This window comes from Gammaproteobacteria bacterium (genome assembly GCA_021647245.1).
Classification (GTDB): domain Bacteria; phylum Pseudomonadota; class Gammaproteobacteria; order RBG-16-57-12; family RBG-16-57-12; genus JAFLJP01.
In genome coordinates, this window is the sequence record JAKIVC010000030.1 from 1 (window position 1) to 24,152 (window position 24,152).

Sequence of the window (24,152 nt, forward strand, 5' to 3'; positions counted from 1 at the left end):
AGACTACTTACATCGATAGTTCTTTCGATCTACCTCTAACGCAAGCACCCACACAGATTACTTGATCAATTTTTTAAAGAGCGGTTCGAGTCTTTCGATTCGAGGTGGCGAATTATACTCCGCCAGTTTTGCTTGTCAATAAGTATTTAAAATTATCTACTTATCAAATACTTAAACAACAATATGCGCTTGCTAAGTACCGACTCATTCCAATCATGAACTTATTATTTAACCCTAAGTACAATCCGGCTTCGCCGCTTCTCTGCCCGGCTTTAACCTGACTGAGCGGCGCATTCTACGCCTTTTCTATCCACCGTCAATAACTTTCTTAGGTTTATTTTACATCGAGAAAAATAGGCTTTCTGCGAGCCATGCTAGGCCGACCCATTCCGGGTGTTTCACGAGTTTACGCAAAGATCGACAGGCGCTTGGTTTTGCAGGGAGATTGCGCAATTCGCGCATTATCTAGGCTATACAACCTTAACTTTGGCAAAGCGACGCTTTCCAACCTGATAGACATGTTCACTGCCCAAACTCATTTTTAAACGCACATCCTCCACACGCTCACCATCTATTTTGACAGCACCCTGCTTAACCATACGCATTGCATCCGAGGTACTTGGGGTTAAGCCCACGGCTTTCAATAGCGAGGCGATACCTATCACGCCATCCACTGCGGTTACACTCTTCTCCTCAATCGCATCCGGCATCGCTCCTTTTTGAAAGCGCTGAATAAAAGCCTCTACAGCCTTGTCGCCCTCCTCTTTCCCATGGAATCTGGCAACCAGCTCGCGACCCAACTCAAACTTAACATCTCGTGGGTTTTTGCCCTGCCTCACCTCTTCTCTCCACGCTTCGATCTCTGACATCGGGCGAAAACTCAGTAATTCAAAATATCGCCACATAAGCTCATCCGATATGGACATCAACTTACCAAACTGATCATCAGGAGCATCATTTATGCCAATATAGTTATTGAGTGATTTGGACATTTTTTGTACGCCATCCAGCCCCTCAAGAATCGGCATTGTCATCACTACCTGCGGTTTTTGCCCAAATGATGTTTGCAGCTGACGGCCCACCAATAGATTGAACTTCTGATCGGTACCACCCAACTCCACATCTGCCTTCATGGCTACTGAGTCATAGCCTTGTATTAATGGGTAGAGGAATTCATGGATTGAGATTGATTGCCCCGAGTTATAACGCTTGCTGAAATCATCCCGCTCCAACATGCGTGCAACCGTGTGCTTACCTGCCAACTGAATCAAATCGGCGGATGACATTTCATTCATCCAGCTGGAGTTAAACATCACTAATGTTTTTTCCGGATCAAGCACCTTGAAAATTTGCTGCTCGTAGGTCTTTGCATTTTCAATCACATCATCACGTGTCAACGGTGGACGTGTGGCACTCTTACCCGTTGGGTCACCAATCATCGCGGTGAAGTCGCCGATAAGGAACATCACCTCATGACCGAGATTCTGGAAACAACGCAGCTTGTTAAGCAATACGGTGTGCCCAAGATGAAGATCGGGCGCCGTTGGGTCGAAGCCTGCCTTTATCCGCAACGACTTACCCTGCTTGAGCTTCTCAACAAGCTCATCCTCCAGCAGCAACTCTTCGACACCGCGCTTTATTTCTGTTAGCTGCCTTTGCAACTCAGACATATTTCCTCCAACTTGACTCTAATTCTTGTTACCACGAACTGAATGATATCAGCTCAACACCCCTCATTATCCCACACTCCACCCATTGGGCAAAACAGCCGTAAAAAGAGTAAAAGTTGAGGCGCGGCTCTCAAGCTTGGGAGCCGCACCGTCGCAATCACTCAACTTTTATTATATAGTTCCAATATCAGAGAGTAGGCGCTTCGCTATAGTGTATGAAACAGCAACCAGGTCAACATGATTAATCACGACTTCAAATCTGGGAAACTAAAAAATCCCTCCGCCCTAAAAAACAGGCTCTCAACAACTCACTGGATACTATTAAGTTGCGGAATCCTGTTAGCTGCAGTGATTACCCTGCTACCAACAAACGATGCGGAGGCTACCCGTGCTGCAAGTAGCGATCACTTACCGCTAAAAAATCTCCAATTAAGTATCCCGCCGCAAATTGAGTCCGTTGCAACCACGCCTACTAAGGAGAGTGCGCCGCCTACCTTTCAAGAGAACAATGTGACGGTCAAAAAAGGGGATACACTTGCGGCCATCTTCAAGCGCGAAGGGTTTAGCCCTCGCGAACTGCACGATATAATGCAACTTGGGCCTGTAACGGCCGCACTCAAAGATATACGCCCTGGGCACTCTCTAGCGTTCCGCGCCGATAATACGAAACAATTAGCGGGACTGAGCTATAAAACGGATGCCACCCACACATTAATTATTGAGCGTGATAGCAAAGGCTTTAGCGCCCGAGAAGAGATACGCTCACCCGAGCTGCGTATTACACATGCCAGCGCCACCATTAGCAGCTCGCTCTACCGGTCTGGGCAACAGGCGGGACTTACTGATAACCTCATCATGGAGCTGGCGGGAATTTTTGGCTGGGACATTGATTTCGCATTGGATATACGCCAAGGGGATCGCTTTACCGTCCTTTATGAGGAGAAATACCTTGATGGTGAGAGGATAGGCTACGGCGATATCGTAGCCGCACAATTTACCAACAGAGGGAAAACCTTTGAAGCTGTCCGCTTCACCAATGCAAAAGGGGTCAACCAATATTTCACCCCCGAAGGACGCAGTATGCGGAAGGCATTCCTTCGCTCACCCGTCGACTTCCGGCGCATATCATCACGTTTCACCCGTGAACGACACCACCCCGTCCTCGGCAAGAAACGCCCTCACCGTGGCGTTGACTATGCAGCCGCTACGGGGACCCCCATAAAAGCAGCGGGTGATGGTAAAATCATATTCCGAGGAACAAAAGGGGGTTATGGCACGACCGTAGTGATCCAGCACGGGACACAATATACGACGCTCTACGCTCATCTTTCCAATTTCAAACGCGGACAAAAAAAGGGTAGTTACGTTAAACAAGGCGATATTATTGGTTTTGTCGGCAGCTCCGGGCTTGCCACAGGGCCACACCTTCACTATGAGTTCCGTGTCAATGGCACACACCGCAACCCACTGACCGTTAAGTTCCCAGATGCACAACCCATCAAGACCGCCTACAAAAAAGAGTTTTTGGCACAAACCCAACCTATTTTGGCCCAGCTAAATGTTTTAAGCCGTGGCATTGCACTGGCCAAAAACAGCCTCTAATGAGAGACAAAGCAACTCGCCGTGAGATCTATATCGGCCTGATGTCGGGCACCAGTTTAGATGCCGTAGATAGTGTCGCTATCGAGTTCTGCAACGACCAACTCTCTCTCTTAGGTACTCTCAGCACTGAAATGCCAGCGCAACTGCGCAAAAAAATTATTGCATTATGCGCACCAGGCAATAATGAGCTGGAGCGATCAGGAGCGCTCGATTACCAGCTGGGAGAGCTCTTTTCAGATACAGTACTTCAGCTCCTCCACAAACAACAGCTCTCTCCAAACCAGATCACCGCCATTGGCAGCCATGGGCAGACTATACGCCACCGCCCGGACGCAAAACCGCCCTTCACAATTCAAATAGGCTCGGCTGCCGTGATTGCTCAGCGCACCGGAATCACCACCGTCGCAGACTTCCGCAGCCGTGACATTGCAGCGGGAGGAGAGGGCGCACCGCTAGTCCCAGCCTTTCATGCACTGTTATTTGACTCAGAACAAGAGCAGCGCTGCATTCTTAATATCGGTGGCATTGCCAATCTTACTTTTTTATCCGGCAAAGCAGGAAGCGTGGTGAGTGGTTTTGATTGCGGGCCCGGTAACTTATTGATGAATGCTTGGTGCGAACGCCATATACAGCAGCGTTACGACATTGATGGCCAATGGGCCAGAACCGGCCGTGTAGTGCAGCCACTTCTGGAGAGCCTACTCCAAGAAGAATACATCCAGCGCCCTCCACCAAAAAGTACTGGCCGTGAACTCTTTAACATTGAATGGCTTGACCAGCATTTAAAGGCATTTCCATCAACCTCTCCCCAGGATGTGCAGGCGACACTGTGTGAGTTGACCGCCTCCTGCATTGCCATGGCGGTCAATAGACACCCCACTGCCATTTCAGCCGTATATGTCTGTGGTGGTGGGGCGCATAACAAACAACTCATGCGCCGATTAAAGCAGCTACTAGAAGCTCCGTTCCTTCACTCCAGCAAAAAAATAGGCCTCGACCCTGATTGGGTAGAGGCCTGCGCTTTTGCCTGGCTGGCACGGCAAACATTAAATAGTGCCACGGGTAACTTACCGGAGGTGACGGGGGCGGAGCAGCCGGTCATTCTCGGCGCTATTCACCCTGTCTAAGCATAAGAGTGTTCTGCTATCGTTTATCTAATGGCACATACTCTCGTTGTGGCTCACCTATATAGACTTGAGTCGGCCGGAAAATACGATTATCCAATAACTGCTCACGCCAGTGTGCTAACCAACCCGCCGCACGGGATATGGCAAAGATCGTGGTGAACTGATCAACCGGGATGCCCATTTCGCGATACAAAATCCCCGAGTAAAAATCAACATTCGGGTAGACACCCTTCTCTGCCAACCGCTCTTCTGCGGCTTCTTCCAGCGCCATGGCGGTCTCAAACATCGGGTCAAGCGCACTCCCTTTGCTCTCCATCAGCTCCAGCGTCAGCTTTTGCAGAATGGTGGCGCGAGGGTCTTTTACCTGGTACTCGCGGTGCCCTAAGCCCCAGATCTTCTCTTTATTGGCCAGTTTCTTATCCAGCCAGGCGACCACATTGGATGGGGAGCCGATTTCACCCAGCATATCCAGCACTTTTTCATTCGCCCCACCATGCAGTGGCCCTGAGAGGGTACCAATTGCCGCCGCAATAACACTGGTGGGTGAAGCCAGCGTGGAGCTGGTAACCAGTGAAGCAAAGGTGGAGGCATTGATCGTATGCTCCGCATGGAGAATCAAGCAGGTATCGAAGATTTTAGCCAGCATCGGGTCGGGCTCTTCACGATTGAGCATAAAGAGGAAGTTTTCTGCAAACGATAAATCATAGCGCGGCTCTTCAGGGTCATAACCACTGCGGATATGCTCCCACATGGTGACAATAACCGGCATACGTGCCAGGATTTTCACCGTCATGTTATGCACATAATCGAGATCGTTACACATTTCCGGGCTGGTCAAACAGTCGTTCGCGGGATAAAACATTCCCAGACTCGCCACCGCCGTTTGTAGCATCTCCATGGGGTGGCCACTGGCAGGTAACGACTCCATCATCGAACGAATATTATATTTAACCCGGCGGTTTGCCTTCAGTTGTTCATCAAAGAGCGCAAGCTCGTCAGCCGATGGCAGCCGCCCATCCAACAACAGTAGTGTCGTCTCTTCAAAGCTACTGTGCTTACTCAGCTGCTCAATCGAGTAACCACGGTATGAAAGGATTCCTTTTTCACCGTCAATATCCGAAATGTTTGATTTGGTCGCTGGCACACCCGCCAAGCCTGGCAAATATTCACTCATCGATTTTTCACCTTTTACGCTGTGCAAAAGAAAAAGGAGGCTTAACACCTCCTATTTTTGTGGGTCACCCCGTCAACTCAAAACGGCTATCAAACTGAAAATGACGAACCGCAACCACACGTTGTTGATGCATTCGGATTGCGAATGACAAACTGAGACCCTTCCAGCCCTTCAGTATAGTCAATCTCAGCACCGACAAGATACTGGTAACTCATCGGGTCAATTAAGAGTTTAACCCCATCATTCTCGACACATGTGTCACCATCATTAACGGCTTCATCAAATGTAAAACCGTATTGAAACCCGGAACAACCGCCGCCTGATATAAAGACTCGCAGCATTAAGGCATCATTTGCCTCTTCGACAATGAGTGCTTTAACCTTGCTGGCCGCTGAATCGGTAAAAATAATAGGGTTCTCTTCTTCAATCGCTAATTCAGTCAACACTTAACCTCCTCTCCAAAACCAATAACACTTAATGTGGGGCCTTCTCGTCAAGATAGCCCATTACGGCAGATTCTACCACGTCTTGCTGCTCTTTTACGCCAACCGCATCTTTCTGCTGCTGCTCCTTGGACTGATGAACCAGACTACCGTTCACTTCAGCTCCCATTGCCATTTCGAGAAGATCATAATAGACATCGCCCTCCACTCGCGCTTCAGAAGCCAATTCAACACTTTCAGAAGAGTAAACATCTCCTTTTACCTTGCCATTCAGAACCACATGATCAACCTGAACATTGCCTTCGATATAACCCTGCTTGCTAACAATCAGAGTCGACGTGCCTTCGCCATCAGAGACAATATTGCCAATAATTTTTCCATCAACATGCAGACCACCGTTAAAGAGTAAGTCGCCATGGATGACGGTATTTGGGCCGATCAATGAGTCAATTTTACCATTGGCATTACTCTTTTTTTTCTTATCCCACATAGTTCACCTCACTTTAGCCAAGCTTCCGGACTAGTATTTTTAACAAAAAACGAGGAACCTACCGCCCCTCGATCACCGCTCCTGGCCAGGAAAAACGTTCACTTATAGTGTTTCCACCACGCCGCGGCTTGACAACCACCTCAACCGAGCGCGGCGAGAAGCCATCAGGCAGCCGTAGGCTGCCCTCAAACATCTGAAAATATTTAAATCGGTAGTTTAGTGTTTTCTTTGCGCCATCATCAACCTCCTGAAGCGAGAGGTGATGAGCACGCCCCTCTAAAACACCGGAAAGCGTGATCTCCACCACCCCCCTTGTCACCCGCTCATTCTTTAAAACCTGGGTTAGCACCAGCTGGTAGTGAAACAGCTGTGCGGCGGCCAAGGGTACAATCTTTAAGCGCTGAATAAGCGTGCCGGATCTAGCCTCAGACGGCGAAACAATGCCTCGATAAAAAGCGTTCTCCTCTCTCAACTCCAAAAAGGCTTGTTGCTGCTCTTTCAGCAGCGCCCTGACTTCAGTGATCGCCGCTTCATCGACCTTTTGCTCCTGGGCTGATCGTAGCAGTTGCAGCTTTAATTCATACAGCTGCGCCCGCTGCTCATCCAGTGTCAATTGCTGCTGCTCTATCTGTTGCGGCAATAACTGCAGCAGCTCACCCGCACGTTGATACCCCAGCAGGTAGCCCATTGCAAGAGCTGAAAAAAGCAGGAGAACCCGTACAAGCTGCTTCATCCATTTCGAGCGATAAGCTCTAATCTCCAGCCCTGTAGAATGATTACTCAACTGATTTCAAACTAGGGCAGCAGTGCAACATGATCAATTCCTGCCGTCTCATCCAGCCCCAGCATAATATTCATATTGTGTATCGCTTGGCCTGCTGCCCCTTTGACTAAGTTATCGATAACCGAAAGAACCACCACAACATCACTGTTTTGTGGCCGGTGTATCGCGATGCGGCATAAATTAGACCCCTTGACACTGCGCGTTTCGGGGTGCGCTCCTGCGGGTAAAACATCCACAAAACAGTCATCTGCATAACGCTGTTCATAGAGTGCCTGTAGATCAACATCCCGATCAATAACAGTCGCATACAGTGTTGCATGAATACCACGCACCATGGGTGTCAGGTGGGGAACAAACGTCAACCCTACCGGCCTGCCAGCCTGACTGCTTAATGTCTGACAAATTTCAGGCTGATGCCGATGCCCCGGCACAGCATACGCTTTCATCGACTCACTCACTTCACATAGAAGGTGTGCGACGTGCGCTTTTCTCCCTGCACCACTCACCCCAGACTTCACATCTGCAATCAAGTGGTTCACATCAGCCAGGCCCGCTTCAATCAGCGGTAAAAACCCCAGCGTGGTGGCTGTGGGGTAGCAACCCGGATTGGCAATCAAGCGGGCATTTTGAATCGCTTCACGGTTGATTTCTGGCAGACCATACACCGCCTCATCGATCAACTCGGGGCAGGCATGTGGCATGCCGTACCACTCACTCCAGAGTGACACATCTTTAATTCGGAAGTCAGCTGCCAAGTCAATAACCTTCACGCCAGCCGCCAACAGAGCGGGCACCATCTTCATCGCCACGCCATTGGGTGTAGCAAAAAACACCACATCGCACGATGCTAAAAGTGCCAGGTCAGGCGCTTTGAAAGGGAAGTCTACATGACCCCGAAGGTTAGGAAACATCTCAGAAACCAGCACACCGGCATCAGCACGCGAAGTCACCGCAGCCAGGATCACTCCAGGGTGCTTTACCAGCAAACGCAGCAACTCAACCCCGGTATAACCGGTACCCCCTACCACGCCTACCTTAACCATGCTGCTCACTCCAAATTTAAATTTATGACTCTTTTTCCAACGGATAAAACGCCCGGTTAATGTAAGCGACCAGTGCGGCAATCTGCTCTGCCGTTAGCACTGATTTCCACGCCGGCATTTTGGTATCAACCACACCATCCTCGATCGCCTTGGTCAGCCGACTAGCGGTCATACCGGCCATCTGCTCCGGGTCAGTCAAATCGCGAGGCAGTGGCTCCAGGAAACTACCAATCCAATTTTTACCGGTGCCCGCCATGCCATGACAAAAAGCGCAGCCATCCTGAAACAGCGCCTCTCCTTGCTGCTCCTGCTCGGTCAGGTCATCAATAATGGGTTTGATGTCATGCTTGCCAAAAACAGAGGCTTCAGAAACCGCATCCGGCCTTACCGAGCGGTGTGAGTATCCGTTACGAGGGTATGAGACAGCCTTGGGAACCCATGCATCACCCTCATTTCTGACCTTACCCCGATCATGGCACGCCACGCAACTCTCCATAAAGAGTTTAAGCCCAGCGATCTGTTGCTCTGTGAGCGCCTCTTCCAGTGAATCTGTTGGGATTTCACCGGTTGCGAATGGGAACGCAATGGCATAACGCTCATGATCGGGCCAGCCATTTTTAGCGGTATGATAGCGTGTGTTATCACGCTTATTAAGCATAAACTCTTGCCGAGCAAACTCGACCACCAACTCAATTTCATCCGATGTTAACCACGCATCAAAGCTCTTCATAGCCGTGCCGGGCTTACCCAGCGTCACCACTTCCAGCATTTTTTCTTTGGTTAACTTTAAGGGGTCAGTCGTGCGAAAGTTTCTTGGCTTTGGATCCAGATAGGTTGCCGCCTGAGTCACCGCATCACCTGAATAACCGTGACAAAAATAGCAACGGTAGTTATAGATTGCTCGGCCCCGTTCATAGTCGGGCACACTCTTATTTTGAGAAATGCTGAGGTAGTCAGAGTGTGCTACCAGAATAGGGCCGCCCTGCTTTATCTGCTCACTCGGGTCATACAGTAATACCGAATCAGCAGCAGGCTCAATGGCTACTCGTTTTTTTTTTGCTTAACTTTATCCAGATCCTCTTCGCTCACTCCCGGCATATCACTACGAATAAAGGCACGGAAGACAAACTCGGCAACATTAGCCACCTCTTGATCGCTCAGCACTTTACTCCAGGCCGGCATCACACTCCCTGACAAGCCCTTATAGACAGCCTCATATATTTTGGGGCGATTCAGTGCACGACGAGAATCCGAGCTAATAAAATTACGCGGTTTCGGGTTAATAAAGAAAGCACGGGGGCCTTGTCCGTCACCCTTCACGCCATGACAGACAAAACAGTTGCGAACAAAGATCTCCCGCCCTTCATTAGGATCACCATAGAGTCCATTTGGAAAGGGGATTGACATAAACCGCTTGGGATCGTCAAATGCCAGCCCCGTTGAGGGGCTGTCTCGCCGAGACCCCTCCAGAATCGATTTCTCAGCCAGAACGGCCTCTACCGGCAAGCCCATTAAGGCAAGGCGGATATAGTCAACCATTGAGGAGATCTCTTGCTGGTTCAACCGCGAGCCATAGGGCATCATCGCCTTGCCTGCCCGGCCATAGGTGATTGACTCAATCATACGCTTGCGACTCAGCTCACCCTTGGTGCGATCAGTAGTAAAATTACGCGGCGCCGTCGCCATATTGGAGCGCGTCCAGACGCCTGTCTCGCCAAAATCCCCATGGCAAACAGAGCAGTTGTCCATGTAGGTTTTCTCGCCTGCCTCCAGGTTAAGCCGTAGCTCTTCGGGAAGAGCCGCTTTTACTTCGGCGATAAAGGTATCGTATATGTAATCCGATACCTGCCTTATTTCATCACGACTCAAACGCGAATCCCAAGCAGCCATAGCGCTATTCGGACGCCCTTTTGTGGTGGAGATATAGATACGTATCGGGTCCAATTCAAATGCGCTCTGCATTGAAGTGAAATCACGGGGAGGAGGGTTTAATGTGCTGCCTCTGCCACCACCATCAATACCATGACACGAGACACAATGTTCTTGGTAAATACTCTCGCCAGTTGAAGCGGCAACAGCACTTGAAAAGCACAGCGCCAGAGCAAATAGCCCTCTAAAAAGAGCCGTAAAAAAAGTTTTATTCATCCCCATAACTACCTGTTTATATCCACTGATTATTCTATGTAGTAATGCTATCACAGAACAATCACTGGCAGGAAAAGCTAACCCGGGTATTTCATTAATTAACACAAAGGTCTTGCAGGATTTGGGTTTTACAAAGGGGTGAGATTACACTCACTTGCGACAGGGAGGCGCTTTACAATTTTCAATAATAGATAGCTGCCCAACACCAAAATCCTGGCCAAGGCGGGTTAATAGCTGCTGATAACAGCGGGAAGCGTAAGCGGAGAAATTTGTCTCAGACCACTCATTCAGCTCAACCCTCAGCTGGCCACCCCCCTCAAGGCTTAAACGCAGATCCATGGCACTCAAATTATTGCGAATCAAATATACTCGCTGCTGGCCCGTGCCGGTAATCGACATCGTGGCACTTCTTTTAGAGAAGCAGCCATCACGATGGCGCCGCAACGCTGCAACGGTGCGCTTCAGTTGGACAGCATTTTCACTGCTAAACCCGCTGTTGACGGTAACCACCGACTTTGTAGAGTAACTACATGCCGAGAGCAAAAACAGAGAAAAAAACAGGCCCCATACCAAGCGCACAACTAAAGCTCCCACATCAACACACTTATTCTATTATAGGACAATAATCTAACGGGCGAATTCCCCACCCCTAAATTGCGAGTACACTCTGCAACGCCCACGGGTTAGAATGCAGGAATACAGATCATAACCACGGTACCCATATGAGTGATTATTTCGACGATGACGCGCTGGATGGTGAGGATATTAAAAGCAGATCCGAACTAAAGCGTGAAGTACAGGCACTACAGTCACTTGGCAGATTACTCACTAAGTTGCCCGCAGCGCAACTCGACAGCATGAGTTTACCTGAAAACCTGCGCGGTGCACTCGCCGATTATCAGCGCTTCACATCACGCGCCGCCATGAAACGTCAGTTGCTCTATATTGGCAGGGTCATGCGTAACATTGACCCCGAACCGATCAAGCAGGCTCACCAACGCTTGCTCAACCAAGACCACAAAGTCAACGCCCACTTTCACCGACTGGAAAAATGGCGTGATCGTTTATTGAGTGAAGGTGATAGCGCACTCACAGAGCTCATCGACGAAGCCCCCGGAATCGATGCACAACAGGTGCGCCAAATGATTCGAAGTGCACAACGTGAAGCCAGCCAAAACAGACCGCCCAAAAGCGCCCGAGCCATTTTTCAGTATTTGAAAGGGGCGCTAAAGAGTGATGGTTAAGCGGCTAGTTGAAGCACTATCAAAGGAGTCGCCAGCTGATCGACAAAGTGCTCTTGCATTCGCGTGCAGAGCCGGTGTTGATACCGGGAGAGATTCCTGACTCCCACGGCCACCCGTGGGAGTCAGAAGCCTAGGAGGCTGTCGGACTTAGGTGATCGTAGCGAGGGAAAGCCATTTTGAGTCCATTTTTTTGATCGTTTGAGGCGAATATTGGGCATATTTAACGAAAATGATCGGATAAATGGGCCGAGATGACTTTTCCGCAGTCGATTCACCCTAAGTCTGACAGCCTCCTAGGACCACCTCAGTTCGACAGCCTCCTTCCTAAAGCGGTGTGAGCGCTTTAGGAAAATTTCCGTTATTTATGACTTCTGGCGCTCGTAGCTGCCTACTTTTACATTCAATACTTCATGTTTTGGCGGCATTTGCAGAAAAAATCCTTGCGCTTCAATTTGTGTCAATATCTCTTCGGCATTACCGTTTGCCAGTTTGCTTTCCAGGGTGATTTCAATCTCCATTGCCAGGACAAATTCGCCCATTAATCGTTTGATGGTATCGGGTATCGGGTCAAAATTATTCGCTTCGGCGAGATAAATATAGTGGTCTTCTCGGCGCTTTCCACGGTAGATGCTGCATTTCATGGTGATAATCCTATCTAAACTAAAATTGGTGTGAGAAAAAAAGTGCCGCGCCGCGTTGTGCTCCACTACGGGCGATTAATTCAATGCGGCCATTGTGGCTGGTTTTGTAACCTATCGAAGCATAACTCCCGCTGTTGTTGAGGCTGTTAAAACGCTGGTTACTGCTCTGGCTGCTGGTATTGGTTGTGAGAGTACGTTGTTCGGTTCCCTCTATTCGTGCGAAGAATTTCCCTAGGGAGAAGCGCAAGGCAGCTCTGTTTATAATAAGGCCTAACTCGGCATTTAGGTCGTGCCAGCTGAGGGTGGTAGCGGTTGTGGTTTGATCACCCTTCAGTCGATTGTAGCTATAAGCAAGCGACCAGTGCAGTTCGAACTGGCGGGGTTGGTGTTGTGGTTTTCGCAGCTGAATGCCTACAAATTGACCTGAAGGTAAGGTGCCCGAAGCCCAGAGCTGATCATCATGGGAGGCGTTCAGGTAGCCAATGTGTAGCCCGCCCTGTAGCCACTGATAGGGTGATTCGTAGGCGGTTAATTTTAGTCGCTGCGTCTGTATTGTGCTTTGATTGGTGTTGGCCTGATGCTGTAGCTGCTGCCTGTAATTCTCGATGGAGAGGCTGATCTCAGCACCGGGTCTGAGATAGCTGCTCTCATCAAATGCCGATGCCGTGGAGGTAATGCCAAAGCCTGTAATCAGTGTGCAGAGTATCTTGCCATATTTCATGTTGGCTACTCCTCCAGTGTTGAGAGTAGTTTGTCCACTGCCGCAATACGGTCAGCCACCTCAACCAGTGGCTGAATTATTTTAAGCCGTTGCTGGGGGTCAAGCTGATAGCGCTGTGCTTGCGACTGAATCAGTTGGATGATTTTAATGGGATCAATGTTGGGTTTTTCATCAAATGTGATGCGTCCACCGCCTGCTCCCATTTCTATTTTTTGAATTCCCATTGGGGTGGCTTTCAGCTTTAGTTTGGTGATGTTAAATAGGTTTTTAAGTTGTTCTGGCAGTAGTCCAAAACGGTCGATCATCTCCACTTGAAGCTCGCGCAGGGAGGCCAGGCTGCTGGCACTGGCGATACGTTTGTACATCATCAGGCGATTATGAACATCGGGCAGGTAGTCATCCGGAATCAGGGTTGGGGCTCCAATATCAATCTCGGCACCGTGGTCCAAGGGGCGCTCTAAGTCGGGCTGGCGTCCCTCTTTTAAATCTTTGACGGCCCTGTCGAGCATATCCATGTACATGTTGTAGCCAATTTCATGCATTTGACCACTCTGGTCTTCGCCGAGCAGCTCTCCCGCGCCACGAATCTCCAAGTCGTGGGTGGCGAGGGTAAAACCGGTGCCCAGCTCTTTGATGGACTCTAATGCCTCGATTCGCTTCCGGGCATCGGCCGTCATGCTGCGCCGAGGTGGGGTGATCAAGTAGGCGTAGGCTCGATGGTGTGAGCGCCCAACCCGTCCGCGCAGCTGATAAAGTTGTGCCAAACCAAAGTGGTCGGCGCGGTCAATAATAATGGTGTTGGCTGTCGGAATATCGATGCCCGTCTCAATGATGGTAGTGCAGACCAGAATATTAAAACGCTGATGGTAGAAATCTGACATGACCTGTTCCAGCTCACGTTCACGCATCTGTCCGTGGGCCACTTCAATTTTGGCCTCTGGAATCAGCTCACGGAGTTCTCGTGCGGTTTTTTCGATGGTCTCCACTTTGTTGTGTAGTAGGTAAACCTGTCCGCCACGTTTGATTTCGCGCAGACACGCTTCCTGGATGGTCGCCTTGTTCCACTGCGTTATAAAGGTTTTAACTGAGAGGCGTTTCGCTGGTGGGGTTGCGATAATGGAGAGGTCGCGCATGCCGGACATTGACATATTCAAGGTGCGTGGAATGGGTGTGGCAGTGAGGGTCAATATGTCCACTTCGCTGCGCATGGCTTTGAATTGCTCTTTTTGACGCACACCAAAGCGGTGCTCCTCATCAATGACTAATAATCCCAGACGTTTGAATTTGATACTGCTTTGCAACAGTTTGTGGGTACCGATGACAATATCAACGGTGCCATCGGCCAAGCCCGCCAGTGCGGTATCGCTCTCTTTTTTCGAGCGAAAACGTGAAAGAGTCGCGACATTAATCGGCCAGTCGGCAAAACGGTCTTTGAAATTTTCAAAGTGCTGCTGTGCCAGCAAAGTAGTGGGCACCAGCACCGCCACCTGTTTTCCCGCTTGAGTGGCTAAAAAGGCCGCACGCATCGCCACTTCTGTTTTTCCAAAACCCACATCACCACAGATCAGTCGATCCATTGGCTTGGTGGAGGTCATATCATCGATAACATCCAGAATAGCTTGCGCTTGGTCGGGGGTCTCTTCAAATGGAAATTGGGCGGTGAAGGCGTTGTAGAAGTTTTGGTCGTAGCGATATTGAAAGCCTTCGCGTGCTTCACGTTTGGCGTAAATGGCGAGCAGCTCAGCCGCCACATCACGAATTTTCTCTTTTGCTTTTTTCTTAGCCTTCTCCCATTGGCTGCTGCCAAGTTTATGTAGCGGGGCATGTTCTGGATCTGACCCGCTGTAACGGCTAATGAGGTGCAGCGATGAGACCGGCACGTAGAGTTTGTCACTGCGGGCGTACTCGAGGGATAGAAATTCATTTTCCATGCCCCCGGCAGTGATTTTTTGTAACCCCAGGTAGCGGCCTACGCCATGATCGATGTGCACCACGGGTGAGCCGATTTGTAGCTCTGCGAGGTTATGAATCGCTTTTTCGCCTTCATTGTTACGGCGTTTACGGTGGCGGCGCTGCATAACCTGCTGGCCAAAAAGTTGTGGCTCGGTAATGACCGCAATTTGGGGTTGGTCCAGCAGCAAGCCATGCTCTAATGGCGCAATGGCGATACCAATTTTGCTTGAGTCGTTTACAAACGCCTGCCAGCTATTAAATAGCTGAGGGCGGATGTCGTATCCTTTTAGCAGTTCTAACAACGCTTCACGGCGGCCTGCGGACTCTGCGGCAAAGAGAACGCGCCCTTTAAAGTCACCCAGAAAAGCCAATAACGCTTTGGCGGGTTGTTGGCCACGGATATCGAAGGCCAACGGTGGTGGCTGCTGGGTGGCGTAGTTGAAATTACCGGCACCTTCATCATGTTCAAAGTGCTGTATGTTGATCAGTGGTAGCTTATTGAGCCGGTTGAACAGCTCGTTGGTTTTCAGAAAGAGGTGCTGTGGTGGCAAAATAGGCCGCTCGACATCGTGGCGGCGTTGTTCATAGCGATTGGCGACTTCGGTGCCGAATGTCTCGCTAGCATCGTGTACGGCGTGATCGATGCAGGCCAATGTGTTGTCGGGCAGGTAATCAAACAGGGTGGATGTCTCATCGAAAAAGAGTGGTAAATAGTACTCAATGCCTGCGGGGGCGATGCCATTTTTAATGTCGTTGTAGAGGCTTGATCTTTGGGTGTCTCCCGCAAATTCATCTCGGTAGCGCTCGCGAAAACGCTTGATTGCCTCGGGTGTAAAAGGGAACTCTTTGGCTGGCAACAAGCGGATACTATTGACCTTGTCGATGGAGCGTTGAGTGTCAGGGTCAAAGGTGCGGATGGATTCAATTTCAATATCCATCAGGTCGATACGGTACGGTAGCTCGCTGCCCATGGGGAATATATCCAATACGCTACCACGCACCGCAAACTCACCATGCTCAACCACTTGGGAAACCGCACGGTAACTGCTGGCATCCAGGCGGCGGCGGAATGACTCAATCTCCAGCTTGTCGCCCACATCCAGCGTGAGGGTATTACCTTGCAAGTAGTGTTTATCGGGCAGGCGGTGGAGCAGGGTAGTGACCGGGACAATTAATATTCCCTTGTCTAACTGGGGTAGCCGGCTCAGGGTGAGCAGGCGTTCGGAGATGATATCTTGATGGGGCGAAAACTGGTCGTAAGGGAGTGTCTCCCAGTCTGGAAAGTGGATGACGGGCTGATCGTCATGACTGCCTGCATAAAAACGGAGCGCACTCTCCAGCCGAACTGCACTGGGGGTATCTTCAGTGATGAGCAATACAAGCTGTTTTTTGGCACTCAGCGCTGCGCTGATTGCGAGCGCATCGGCACTGCCATATAAACGCCCCCAGTGGATCTTATCGCGACTGGATTTGGGTAGTGTGGGTGTGAGTGCACTGCAATAGGGCATGAAAGCGGCCGATTAATCAACATTTTGGGGCGGCTAGTTTAACCTAAATTTGTCCATCCACCGAATTTAGTGGTAGTGCTAGCTAACCATCCTATCTGTTTCTACCCGAAAATGAGGGGTGGCGGTGGTGGCTACTCTGTCGTGTTTTCGGCGTTGGGTTGACCCATGTTGATGCTGTGGCGCATGGGTTGTGGGTTGTGTTCGATAGGCTTCTCGGCCTCTACTTCAACGCCTAGGCTTTTTAATATCTCTACCGCTTCGTTTACCTTGAGTTGGTGAGCGCTTTTAAGCAGGTGGATTGCCATCTCTTGGTCTTTGTCGACACCGTGCCCATTGAGATAAAACAGGCCAAGATTATAGAGTGAGTTGCCGTAGGCCTTTTCTGCGCCGATTTGATACCACTTGAGCGCTTCTGCATAGCTCTGCTCGACACCCAGCCCGTTTTCATACATCGCGCCCAGGTTGTGTTGAGCGATGACGTAGTCTTGCGCCGCGGCCAGACGATACCACTCAATGGCGCGCTTGTAATCTTGTTCAACACCCAAGCCTCGGTGATATAACCAACCAATGGTTGACTGTGATTTTGCATGGCCCTGCTCGGCTAGCGGTTGCCATGTTTGCAGAGCAGCAGAGTAGTCTTTAAACCAGTAGTGTAGCTGGCCTTTCATAAATTGACGATGTATTGGATCGGTGATTCTGCTGAGTTCTGTCTGCTCCTCTTCTTTATCCTCTACCTCTTCGCTTACTACCGGGGTGGCTGGCTGCTCTTGGGTGAGTGTGCTCTCTGTTTTTTCTGTTATATTTTCCGCCTCAGCGTGAAGTGTGCTGATGCACAGCAGTGGCAGTAAACAGAGTGCTGTTTTCAAGAAAAACGGGCGATTGGGTTGTGATGCCATCATTTTATTTTATACCAGACCGCAGGGCGGTTGCTTGATTAGGAGACTACCCACCGTATCGGTAAGGCTTGGTTTTTATTGAGACGGTGCAGCTACTTGTGCAAAGGCCCGATTATATTCCAAATTTCTTATAGGTAATGCGGTGGGGCTGGTCAGCTTTATCCCCTAAACGGCGTTTCTTATCTTCTTCATATTCGGCATAGTTGCCTTCAAACCACTCCACATGGCTCTCACCTTCGAAAGCCAGCATATGGGTGGCGATGCGATCCAGAAACCAGCGATCATGTGATATGACGACGACACAACCACCAAACTCCAGCAGCGCCTCTTCCAGGGCACGTAGGGTTTCAATATCAAGGTCATTGGTTGGCTCATCCAGCAGCAGCACATTGCCACCACTCTGTAGAAGCTTGGCAAGGTGCAGTCGATTGCGCTCACCGCCTGATAGCTCACCCACTCTCTTTTGCTGGTCACTCCCTTTGAAGTTGAAACGGCTGAGGTAGGCGCGTGAATTGATCTGCATAGTGCCGATGGTGATCACCTCCTGTTCGTCGGAGACCTCTTGCCAGACAGTTTTGTTGCTATCCAGTGCATCACGGCTTTGGTCAACGTAAGCGAGCTTTACGGTATCACCCATGCGTAGCTCGCCCGAGTCTGGTTTTTCGATCCCCATCAGCATTTTAAACAGGGTCGACTTACCGGCACCATTGGGGCCGATAACACCCACAATGCCACCCGGGGGCAGCTTGAAGTTGAGGTTATCAAACAGTAGGCGGTCACCAAAGCCTTTATTGAGGTCTTTGGCCTCAATTACCAAATCACCCAGGCGTGGGCCAGGTGGAATAAAGAGTTCATTGGTTTCGTTGCGGCTCTCCATGTTTTGGTTAGTCAGCTCATCGTAACGGGCGAGGCGTGCTTTGCTTTTGGCGTGTCGCCCTTTTTGATTTGATCGAACCCACTCCAGCTCCGCCTTCATCGCCTTCATTCGAGTCTTTTCACCCTTCTCCTCTTGTGCCAGGCGTTGGTTTTTCTGCTCCAACCATGAAGAGTAGTTACCTTCCCATGGGATGCCATGCCCACGGTCAAGTTCCAGAATCCAACCGGCAACGTTGTCGAGGAAGTAACGGTCATGGGTGACGGCAACCACAGTACCTTCAAATTCGCGCAAAAACTGCTCTAGCCAGGCGACTGATTCAGCATCCAGGTGGTTGGTTGGCTCATCGAGCAACAACATGTCAGGGGCAGAGAGAATAAGTTTACAGAGGGCGACGCGGCGACGCTCACCACCTGAAAGTTTAGTGACATCCGCATCCCAGGGCGGCAAGCGAAGGGCATCGGCAGCAATTTCCAGCTTGCGCTCCAAATTGTGAGCATCGGCGGCTTGAATAATATTTTCGAGTTTGGCCTGTTCGGCGGCGAGCGCATCGAAGTCAGCATCCGGTTCCGCGTAAGCGGCATAAACTTCATCAAGGCGGGTCATCGCCTGCTTAACCTCACCCAGCGCCTCTTCGATATTGCCGCGTACATCTTTGTCTGGGTTTAGCTCAGGCTCTTGTGAAAGGTAGCCAATATTGATGCCGGGTTGAGGGCGTGCCTCACCCTCAAACTCTTTATCGATACCGGCCATAATGCGTAACACGGTAGACTTTCCTGCACCATTCAGACCCAAAACACCAATTTTGGCACCAGGGAAAAATGAGAGAGAAATATCTTTTATAATCGTGCGCTTTGGGGGAACCACCTTGCTCACCCGGTTCATAGTGTAGATGTATTGTGCCATGGTCTTCTTCTGTAAATGAGTTGCGGTCAGGAGAGTGTTTTCCCGAGTATAACCTTTATCCACAAATAGAAACAGAGAGGCTATATGGGCGCTTGACTCCACAGAAAAATAATACCTGACACATCGATCCGCGCTTCTATTCGGACTTTAAAGCCTCGAGTCATCCCGTTAACAACATCACCTTTATAGCCCCTGCAATATCGGCCAAGTCCGCAGCCGGCACAGCTGCCTATCCAGTCTTATCCACTATCTCTATCCGAGGATTAGGGTAATGAATATTCACTGCATCTTGCGAGGGTTATGCCTATAATGGGCAAATTTTTTTACAATGACTGGCTGTAATGATGAAAGACGAAGCTGTTCGCGATCTTCGCACCGTTCGGGATTTTATCCGCTGGGGGGTGAGTCGTTTTACCGAAAATGAACTCTATTTCGGACATGGAACCGATAACGCACTGGATGAGTCATTGGCACTGGTGCTCCACGCGCTGCATCTGCCCTTTGGGCTACCTGATTCACTGCTGGAAGGGCGTTTAACGCAGGCAGAGAAGGCTTCGGTGGTTGAACTGTTGGTTCAGCGTATTGAGAAGCGGCTGCCCGCCGCTTATCTGACCAATAAGGCGCTCTTTTGTGGCATTCCCTTTTATGTGGATGAGCGGGTGCTGGTGCCTCGCTCACCGATTGCTGAGCTTATCGAGCAGCAATTTGACCCTTGGGTGAAACCTGATGAGGTGGTAAATATTTTGGATCTTTGCACCGGCAGTGGCTGCATTGCTATCGCCTCTGCTTATATGTTTCCCAGCGCTCAGGTTGATGGTGTTGATATTTCAAAAGATGCGTTGGCGGTTGCCAATATCAATATCAAACGCCATGAGCTGGTGTCACGGGTAAGCGCGATTCAATCCGATCTTTTTAGTAGCGTTGTCGGTAAGAAGTATCAAATTATTGTCAGTAACCCCCCTTATGTCGATGCGGGTGATATCGCTTCAATGCCCCAAGAGTTTCATCAAGAGCCGGCGATTGGTCTCGCTTCTGGTGTAGATGGCCTGGATATTACACGGAAAATTTTATCGCAGGCTGCAGCGTATCTAACCGATGATGGTATTCTGGTGGTTGAAGTGGGTAATAGTGAAGCGGCACTACAGAAACAGCTCCCCAGTCTCCCCTTTACATGGCTTGAATTCGAGCACGGCGGGCACGGTGTGTTTTTACTGAGCCATGAGCAGTTGATTGAGCATAAAGATGAGATTCAGAGGTGGGCACGCAAATAGCGTGGTTGTTTGCAACGTGCGTGGTGATTATACTGGTTCGCAAAATGACCTGGATCAATCGATTCAGATGATAAAAAATAGAGGAATTTTATAGATGGATCAATTAATCATCTTCGATCCGGAACTGATTAAACGTTATGATAAATCAGGCCCGCGCTATACGTCGTACCCCACAGCGGTGCAGTTTGATGAGCGTTTTACCATTGAAACCTATCAGACGTGGATTGAGAAAAGTAATGAGCTAAGCCGCTCCCTGCCCAAGCCTAAGCCGATTTCGCTCTATTTTCATATTCCATTTTGTGACACGGTCTGTTTTTATTGCGGCTGCAATAAAGTGGTGACGAAAGACCGTAGCCGCTCTTCACCCTATCTTGACCGTCTCTGTAAAGAGATTGAGATGCAGGCGGCCTTGTTTGATGATAATCGGCCGGTTACCCAGTTGCATTGGGGCGGTGGAACGCCTACTTTCCTTAATAATGATGAGATGCGTCGTTTAATGGATTGTACCCGCAAGCACTTTAACGTGGTGGGCGACGATCAGGGTGAGTTTTCCATCGAGATTGATCCCCGTGAGGCCGATGCCGAAAAGGTCGCGGTACTGCGTGAACTAGGCTTTAACCGAATGAGTCTGGGTATTCAGGATTTCGACGAGAAAGTACAGAAAGCGGTTAACCGAATCCAGAGTGAAGAACAGACACTGCTGGTGCTCAATGCAGCGCGGGCTGAAGGGTTTCGCTCGATCAGTGTTGACCTTATTTATGGACTGCCTTTTCAGTCTGTTGAAAGCTTCCGTCGCACCCTTGATCGCATTATTGAAGTTAACCCCGACCGAATCTCGGTCTTTAACTATGCCCACTTGCCGGAGCTCTTTAAGCCGCAACGACGCATTAATGAAGATGATTTACCCTTGCCGGAAGAGAAACTAAAAATCTTGCAGTTGACCATTGAGCACCTTCAGCAAGCCGGTTATGTCTACATTGGCATGGATCACTTTGCAAAGCCTGATGATGAACTCTGCTTGGCGCAAAATGATGATACGCTCTATCGCAACTTCCAGGGCTACTCCACCCATGCAGATTGTGACTTGGTCGGGCTGGGTGTTACTTCGATCAGTATGGTTGGGTCAAGTTATAGCCAAAACGTGAAAGGGATGGATGAGTATTATGCGGTTATTGATGCCGGTAAGCTGCCGGTTTTTCGAGGTGTTGATCTGAGTGCAGATGACCTGTTGCGCCGCGAAGTGATTACGCGTCTTATTTGCCATTTCCACCTTAATATGCCGCGCATTGAACGTGAATTTAACATCAATTTTGCCGACTATTTCGCGGCAGAGTTAGCCGACCTGAAACAGTTTACCGATGATGGTCTGGTCAGCCTCGATGCAGAGGAGATCACAATCAACCCCAAAGGACGTCTATTGATACGCAACGTCTGTATGTTGTTTGATCGCTATCTGCGGGAAAAGAGAGGCGCGGGTAGTTTTTCAAAGGTTATCTGATTATTTTTCATCAAAAGGGGCGATTTGCCCCTTTTTTGTTTCTATCGGAACGATCAGGGTTAAAGTTTGTTTTTTCGTTGTCGAAAGTTGATCAACTAAATAGTGAAAATACCAACATGAGGAGCACGGCGGGTGGCTAATTCGTTTACGACGAGGGATGATTCTGTAGCAACGGGATTTCTTGGTCACTGGTCTTTAAGAACAAAGGTTAACCTCTCTGTTGCTTTTATCTTCGGCTTAGTCATTGTTGTGGTCACCCTGCATACGGTTATGAATGAAGAAGAACGCATGATGGAGATGTTTGAAGTACAGGCGAAGGACCTCACCACACTCTATTTTGATAGCCTCAATACCATGATGCTGACCGGTACCATGGACCAACGTACTATTTTCCGTAAAAAAATGCTCTCCCGTGATGATGTCATCGAGGCCCGAGTGATTCGTGGTGATGCGGTTACCAAACAGTTCGGTGAGGGTAATGGTCATGAATCCATTATTGATGATTACGACCGGCGCGCTTTAACGGGAGAAGATATTGCGGTGATTCGCAATGAAGATAACAGCCGTATGTTGACGGTAATCACCCCCTTCAGAGCCACCAGTGACACCCGTGGGGTTAACTGTTTAGGCTGTCATGAAGTAGCGGAGGGGACCGTAAACGGTGCGGTTAGAATCTCTCTCTCACTGGATAAAATTGATGCGGCGGTCTCCAAAGCCTTTTGGGTTTCAGTGCTTGCCAATGTCACCTCGGTTTTGCTGGGCCTATTGGTGCTTAACTATGTATTGAAGAGTTGGGTAGTTAACCCGCTTGGGCGTTTGATCGATGTGATTCAAAGTCGCGCAAAGGGTGATCTTTCGGTACGCGCGCCGGTGACCACAGGTGATGAAGTGGGGCATTTGGCAACGGCCTTCAACAGCATGTCGGACAGTATGGATGAGGCTTCAAGGCGTGAGCATGAACGCATGCAACAAGAGCATGAAGCGGCGCTGGCATTGCGAGATAAGGTTGATCAGTTGCTGGCGGTGGTTAACCAGGTGGCACAAGGTAACCTTGATGTGAACGTTGGCTTTTCGGATGATGATGCGATTGGTGAGCTGGCGACTCAGTTGCAGCACATGATCCATCAAATCAGGGATTCCATTGATGAAAAACACGAGGCAATGGAGCAGCTTCAACACCGCGTTGACCTTATGTTGGCTGTGGTCAGCAAGGCGGCCGATGGTGATATGACGGGTCACCTTGAGATTCAGGGTGATGATGCGATGGCAAAACTGGCCGCTGGTTTCCAAAGCATGATCGAACGTTTGAATGACCTGGTGACCCAAGTTCAGCACTCAGGTATTCAGGTGGCATCATCGTCCACTGCCATTGCAGCAACCGCAAAAGAGCAGGAGGCGACGGTTGCCGAGCAGGCGGCAACCACCAACGAGATAGTGACCACCGCAACTGAAATATCGGCAACCGCAAAAGAGTTACTGAATACGATGGAGGAGGTGGCTACGGTCTCTGAAAATACCGCAGTTTCAGCCGAGAGTGGTCGGGCCGGCCTTTCTCGAATGGAGAATACCATGAGCCAGGTGGTGGATGCGGTACAGACCATCAGCGGTAAGTTTGAGGTGCTTAATGAGAAAGCCGCCAATATTAATACCGTGGTCACCACCATTACCAAAGTGGCCGACCAAACCAATCTGCTCTCTTTGAATGCGGCCATCGAAGCTGAAAAAGCGGGTGAGTATGGTTATGGATTCTCTGTTGTTGCCAAGGAGATTCGTCGACTAGCTGACCAGACGGCCGTGGCAACCCTGGATATCGAATTAATGATCAAAGAGATGCAGGGGGCTGTTTCCGCAGGCGTGATGAGCATGGATAAATTCTCTGAACAGGTACGAATGAGTGTCGCCGATGTGGGCGAGATGAGTGTCCAGCTGACGCAGATCATCGGTCAGGTGCAAGCACTTTCACCGCGTTTTGAGACCGTGCACCAAGGGATGCAGTTTCAGGCTGAGGGGGCGGATCAAATCAATCAATCCATGATTCAGCTTAATGAGGCCGCACAGCAGACGGTTGAATCTTTACGTGAGTCCAACAGCGAAATTGAAAAACTGAATGATGCTGCAAGACGCCTGCAAATGGGTGTCACCAAGTTTAAAGTGTAGGCTGG

General features: G+C 49.8%; 19 protein-coding genes and 2 pseudogenes. 7 read left to right on the forward strand and 14 right to left on the reverse strand.

Annotation, left to right across the window (positions count from 1 at the left end; translation table 11 throughout):
* Nucleotides 1–470 precede the first annotated feature (470 nt).
* Complete coding sequence (gene tyrS / locus L3J94_09550; protein MCF6218979.1) at nt 471–1,670, reverse strand: tyrosine--tRNA ligase; 1,200 nt, start codon at nt 1,668–1,670, stop codon at nt 471–473.
* Nucleotides 1,671–2,018: 348 nt separating this feature from the next.
* Here tyrS and L3J94_09555 point away from each other — a divergent pair, with 348 nt between their 5' ends.
* Together L3J94_09555 and L3J94_09560 are read left to right on the forward strand one after the other, a co-directional pair.
* Nucleotides 2,019–3,272, forward strand: a complete 1,254-nt coding sequence (locus L3J94_09555) for a peptidoglycan DD-metalloendopeptidase family protein (GenBank protein ID MCF6218980.1) — start codon at nt 2,019–2,021, stop codon at nt 3,270–3,272.
* Nucleotides 3,272–4,399, forward strand: coding sequence for an anhydro-N-acetylmuramic acid kinase (locus L3J94_09560; protein ID MCF6218981.1), 1,128 nt, complete (start codon nt 3,272–3,274; stop codon nt 4,397–4,399). The genes L3J94_09555 and L3J94_09560 overlap by 1 nt, the downstream gene beginning before the upstream one ends.
* Before the next feature lie 16 nt (nt 4,400–4,415).
* On the opposite strand, the gene L3J94_09565 is transcribed toward L3J94_09560, so the two are convergent.
* The 8 genes from L3J94_09565 to L3J94_09600 all read right to left on the reverse strand — a co-directional run bounded on the left by L3J94_09565 (nt 4,416) and on the right by L3J94_09600 (nt 11,057).
* Nucleotides 4,416–5,573, reverse strand: a complete 1,158-nt coding sequence (locus L3J94_09565) for a citrate synthase (protein ID MCF6218982.1) — start codon at nt 5,571–5,573, stop codon at nt 4,416–4,418.
* Nucleotides 5,574–5,662: 89 nt separating this feature from the next.
* Complete coding sequence (gene erpA / locus L3J94_09570; protein MCF6218983.1) at nt 5,663–6,019, reverse strand: iron-sulfur cluster insertion protein ErpA; 357 nt, start codon at nt 6,017–6,019, stop codon at nt 5,663–5,665.
* Nucleotides 6,020–6,047: 28 nt separating this feature from the next.
* Nucleotides 6,048–6,506, reverse strand: coding sequence for a polymer-forming cytoskeletal protein (locus L3J94_09575; GenBank protein ID MCF6218984.1), 459 nt, complete (start codon nt 6,504–6,506; stop codon nt 6,048–6,050).
* A 58-nt stretch (nt 6,507–6,564) separates the two neighbouring features.
* Entirely contained in the window at nt 6,565–7,239 is a 675-nt protein-coding gene (locus L3J94_09580) for a hypothetical protein (protein ID MCF6218985.1), read from the reverse strand.
* Nucleotides 7,240–7,301: 62 nt separating this feature from the next.
* Nucleotides 7,302–8,333, reverse strand: coding sequence for an N-acetyl-gamma-glutamyl-phosphate reductase (gene argC, locus L3J94_09585; protein MCF6218986.1), 1,032 nt, complete (start codon nt 8,331–8,333; stop codon nt 7,302–7,304).
* Between the two features lie 22 nt (nt 8,334–8,355).
* Nucleotides 8,356–9,258, reverse strand: a complete 903-nt coding sequence (locus L3J94_09590) for a c-type cytochrome (protein MCF6218987.1) — start codon at nt 9,256–9,258, stop codon at nt 8,356–8,358.
* A gap of 116 nt (nt 9,259–9,374) precedes the next feature.
* On the reverse strand, nt 9,375–10,478 hold the full coding sequence (locus L3J94_09595; GenBank protein MCF6218988.1) for a c-type cytochrome: 1,104 nt from the start codon (nt 10,476–10,478) through the stop codon (nt 9,375–9,377).
* Nucleotides 10,479–10,628: 150 nt separating this feature from the next.
* The gene (locus L3J94_09600) at nt 10,629–11,057 is read right to left on the reverse strand and encodes a hypothetical protein (protein ID MCF6218989.1); all 429 of its coding nucleotides are present in this window, start codon (nt 11,055–11,057) and stop codon (nt 10,629–10,631) included.
* A 143-nt stretch (nt 11,058–11,200) separates the two neighbouring features.
* Here L3J94_09600 and L3J94_09605 point away from each other — a divergent pair, with 143 nt between their 5' ends.
* Nucleotides 11,201–11,722, forward strand: coding sequence for a DUF615 domain-containing protein (locus tag L3J94_09605; GenBank protein MCF6218990.1), 522 nt, complete (start codon nt 11,201–11,203; stop codon nt 11,720–11,722).
* A 362-nt stretch (nt 11,723–12,084) separates the two neighbouring features.
* Here the strand turns inward: L3J94_09605 and L3J94_09610 are convergent, their stop codons facing one another.
* From L3J94_09610 to ettA, 5 genes are all read right to left on the reverse strand, one after another.
* The gene (locus L3J94_09610; protein ID MCF6218991.1) at nt 12,085–12,363 is read right to left on the reverse strand and encodes a YcgL domain-containing protein; all 279 of its coding nucleotides are present in this window, start codon (nt 12,361–12,363) and stop codon (nt 12,085–12,087) included.
* A gap of 19 nt (nt 12,364–12,382) precedes the next feature.
* A complete protein-coding gene (locus tag L3J94_09615) occupies nt 12,383–13,084 on the reverse strand; it encodes a hypothetical protein (GenBank protein MCF6218992.1) in 702 nt (233 codons plus the stop codon).
* Nucleotides 13,085–13,089: 5 nt separating this feature from the next.
* A complete protein-coding gene (gene mfd / locus L3J94_09620) occupies nt 13,090–16,545 on the reverse strand; it encodes a transcription-repair coupling factor (protein ID MCF6218993.1) in 3,456 nt (1,151 codons plus the stop codon).
* A gap of 131 nt (nt 16,546–16,676) precedes the next feature.
* Nucleotides 16,677–17,444 (reverse strand): sel1 repeat family protein, encoded by a 768-nt coding sequence (locus tag L3J94_09625; GenBank protein ID MCF6218994.1) that lies wholly within the window; start codon nt 17,442–17,444, stop codon nt 16,677–16,679.
* A 109-nt stretch (nt 17,445–17,553) separates the two neighbouring features.
* Nucleotides 17,554–19,221, reverse strand: coding sequence for an energy-dependent translational throttle protein EttA (gene ettA / locus L3J94_09630; GenBank protein MCF6218995.1), 1,668 nt, complete (start codon nt 19,219–19,221; stop codon nt 17,554–17,556).
* 341 nt (nt 19,222–19,562) lie between these two features.
* Here ettA and prmB point away from each other — a divergent pair, with 341 nt between their 5' ends.
* The 4 genes and pseudogenes from prmB to L3J94_09650 all read left to right on the forward strand — a co-directional run bounded on the left by prmB (nt 19,563) and on the right by L3J94_09650 (nt 24,147).
* Complete coding sequence (gene prmB / locus L3J94_09635) at nt 19,563–20,492, forward strand: 50S ribosomal protein L3 N(5)-glutamine methyltransferase (protein ID MCF6218996.1); 930 nt, start codon at nt 19,563–19,565, stop codon at nt 20,490–20,492.
* Between the two features lie 94 nt (nt 20,493–20,586).
* Nucleotides 20,587–21,990 carry an oxygen-independent coproporphyrinogen III oxidase gene (gene hemN / locus L3J94_09640; protein MCF6218997.1) on the forward strand — a complete coding sequence of 468 codons (1,404 nt, stop codon included), beginning with the start codon at nt 20,587–20,589 and terminating at the stop codon, nt 21,988–21,990.
* Nucleotides 21,991–22,557: 567 nt separating this feature from the next.
* Nucleotides 22,558–23,067, forward strand: a pseudogene (locus tag L3J94_09645) (HAMP domain-containing protein).
* A gap of 237 nt (nt 23,068–23,304) precedes the next feature.
* A pseudogene (locus tag L3J94_09650) lies at nt 23,305–24,147 on the forward strand (methyl-accepting chemotaxis protein).
* Nucleotides 24,148–24,152 lie beyond the last annotated feature (5 nt).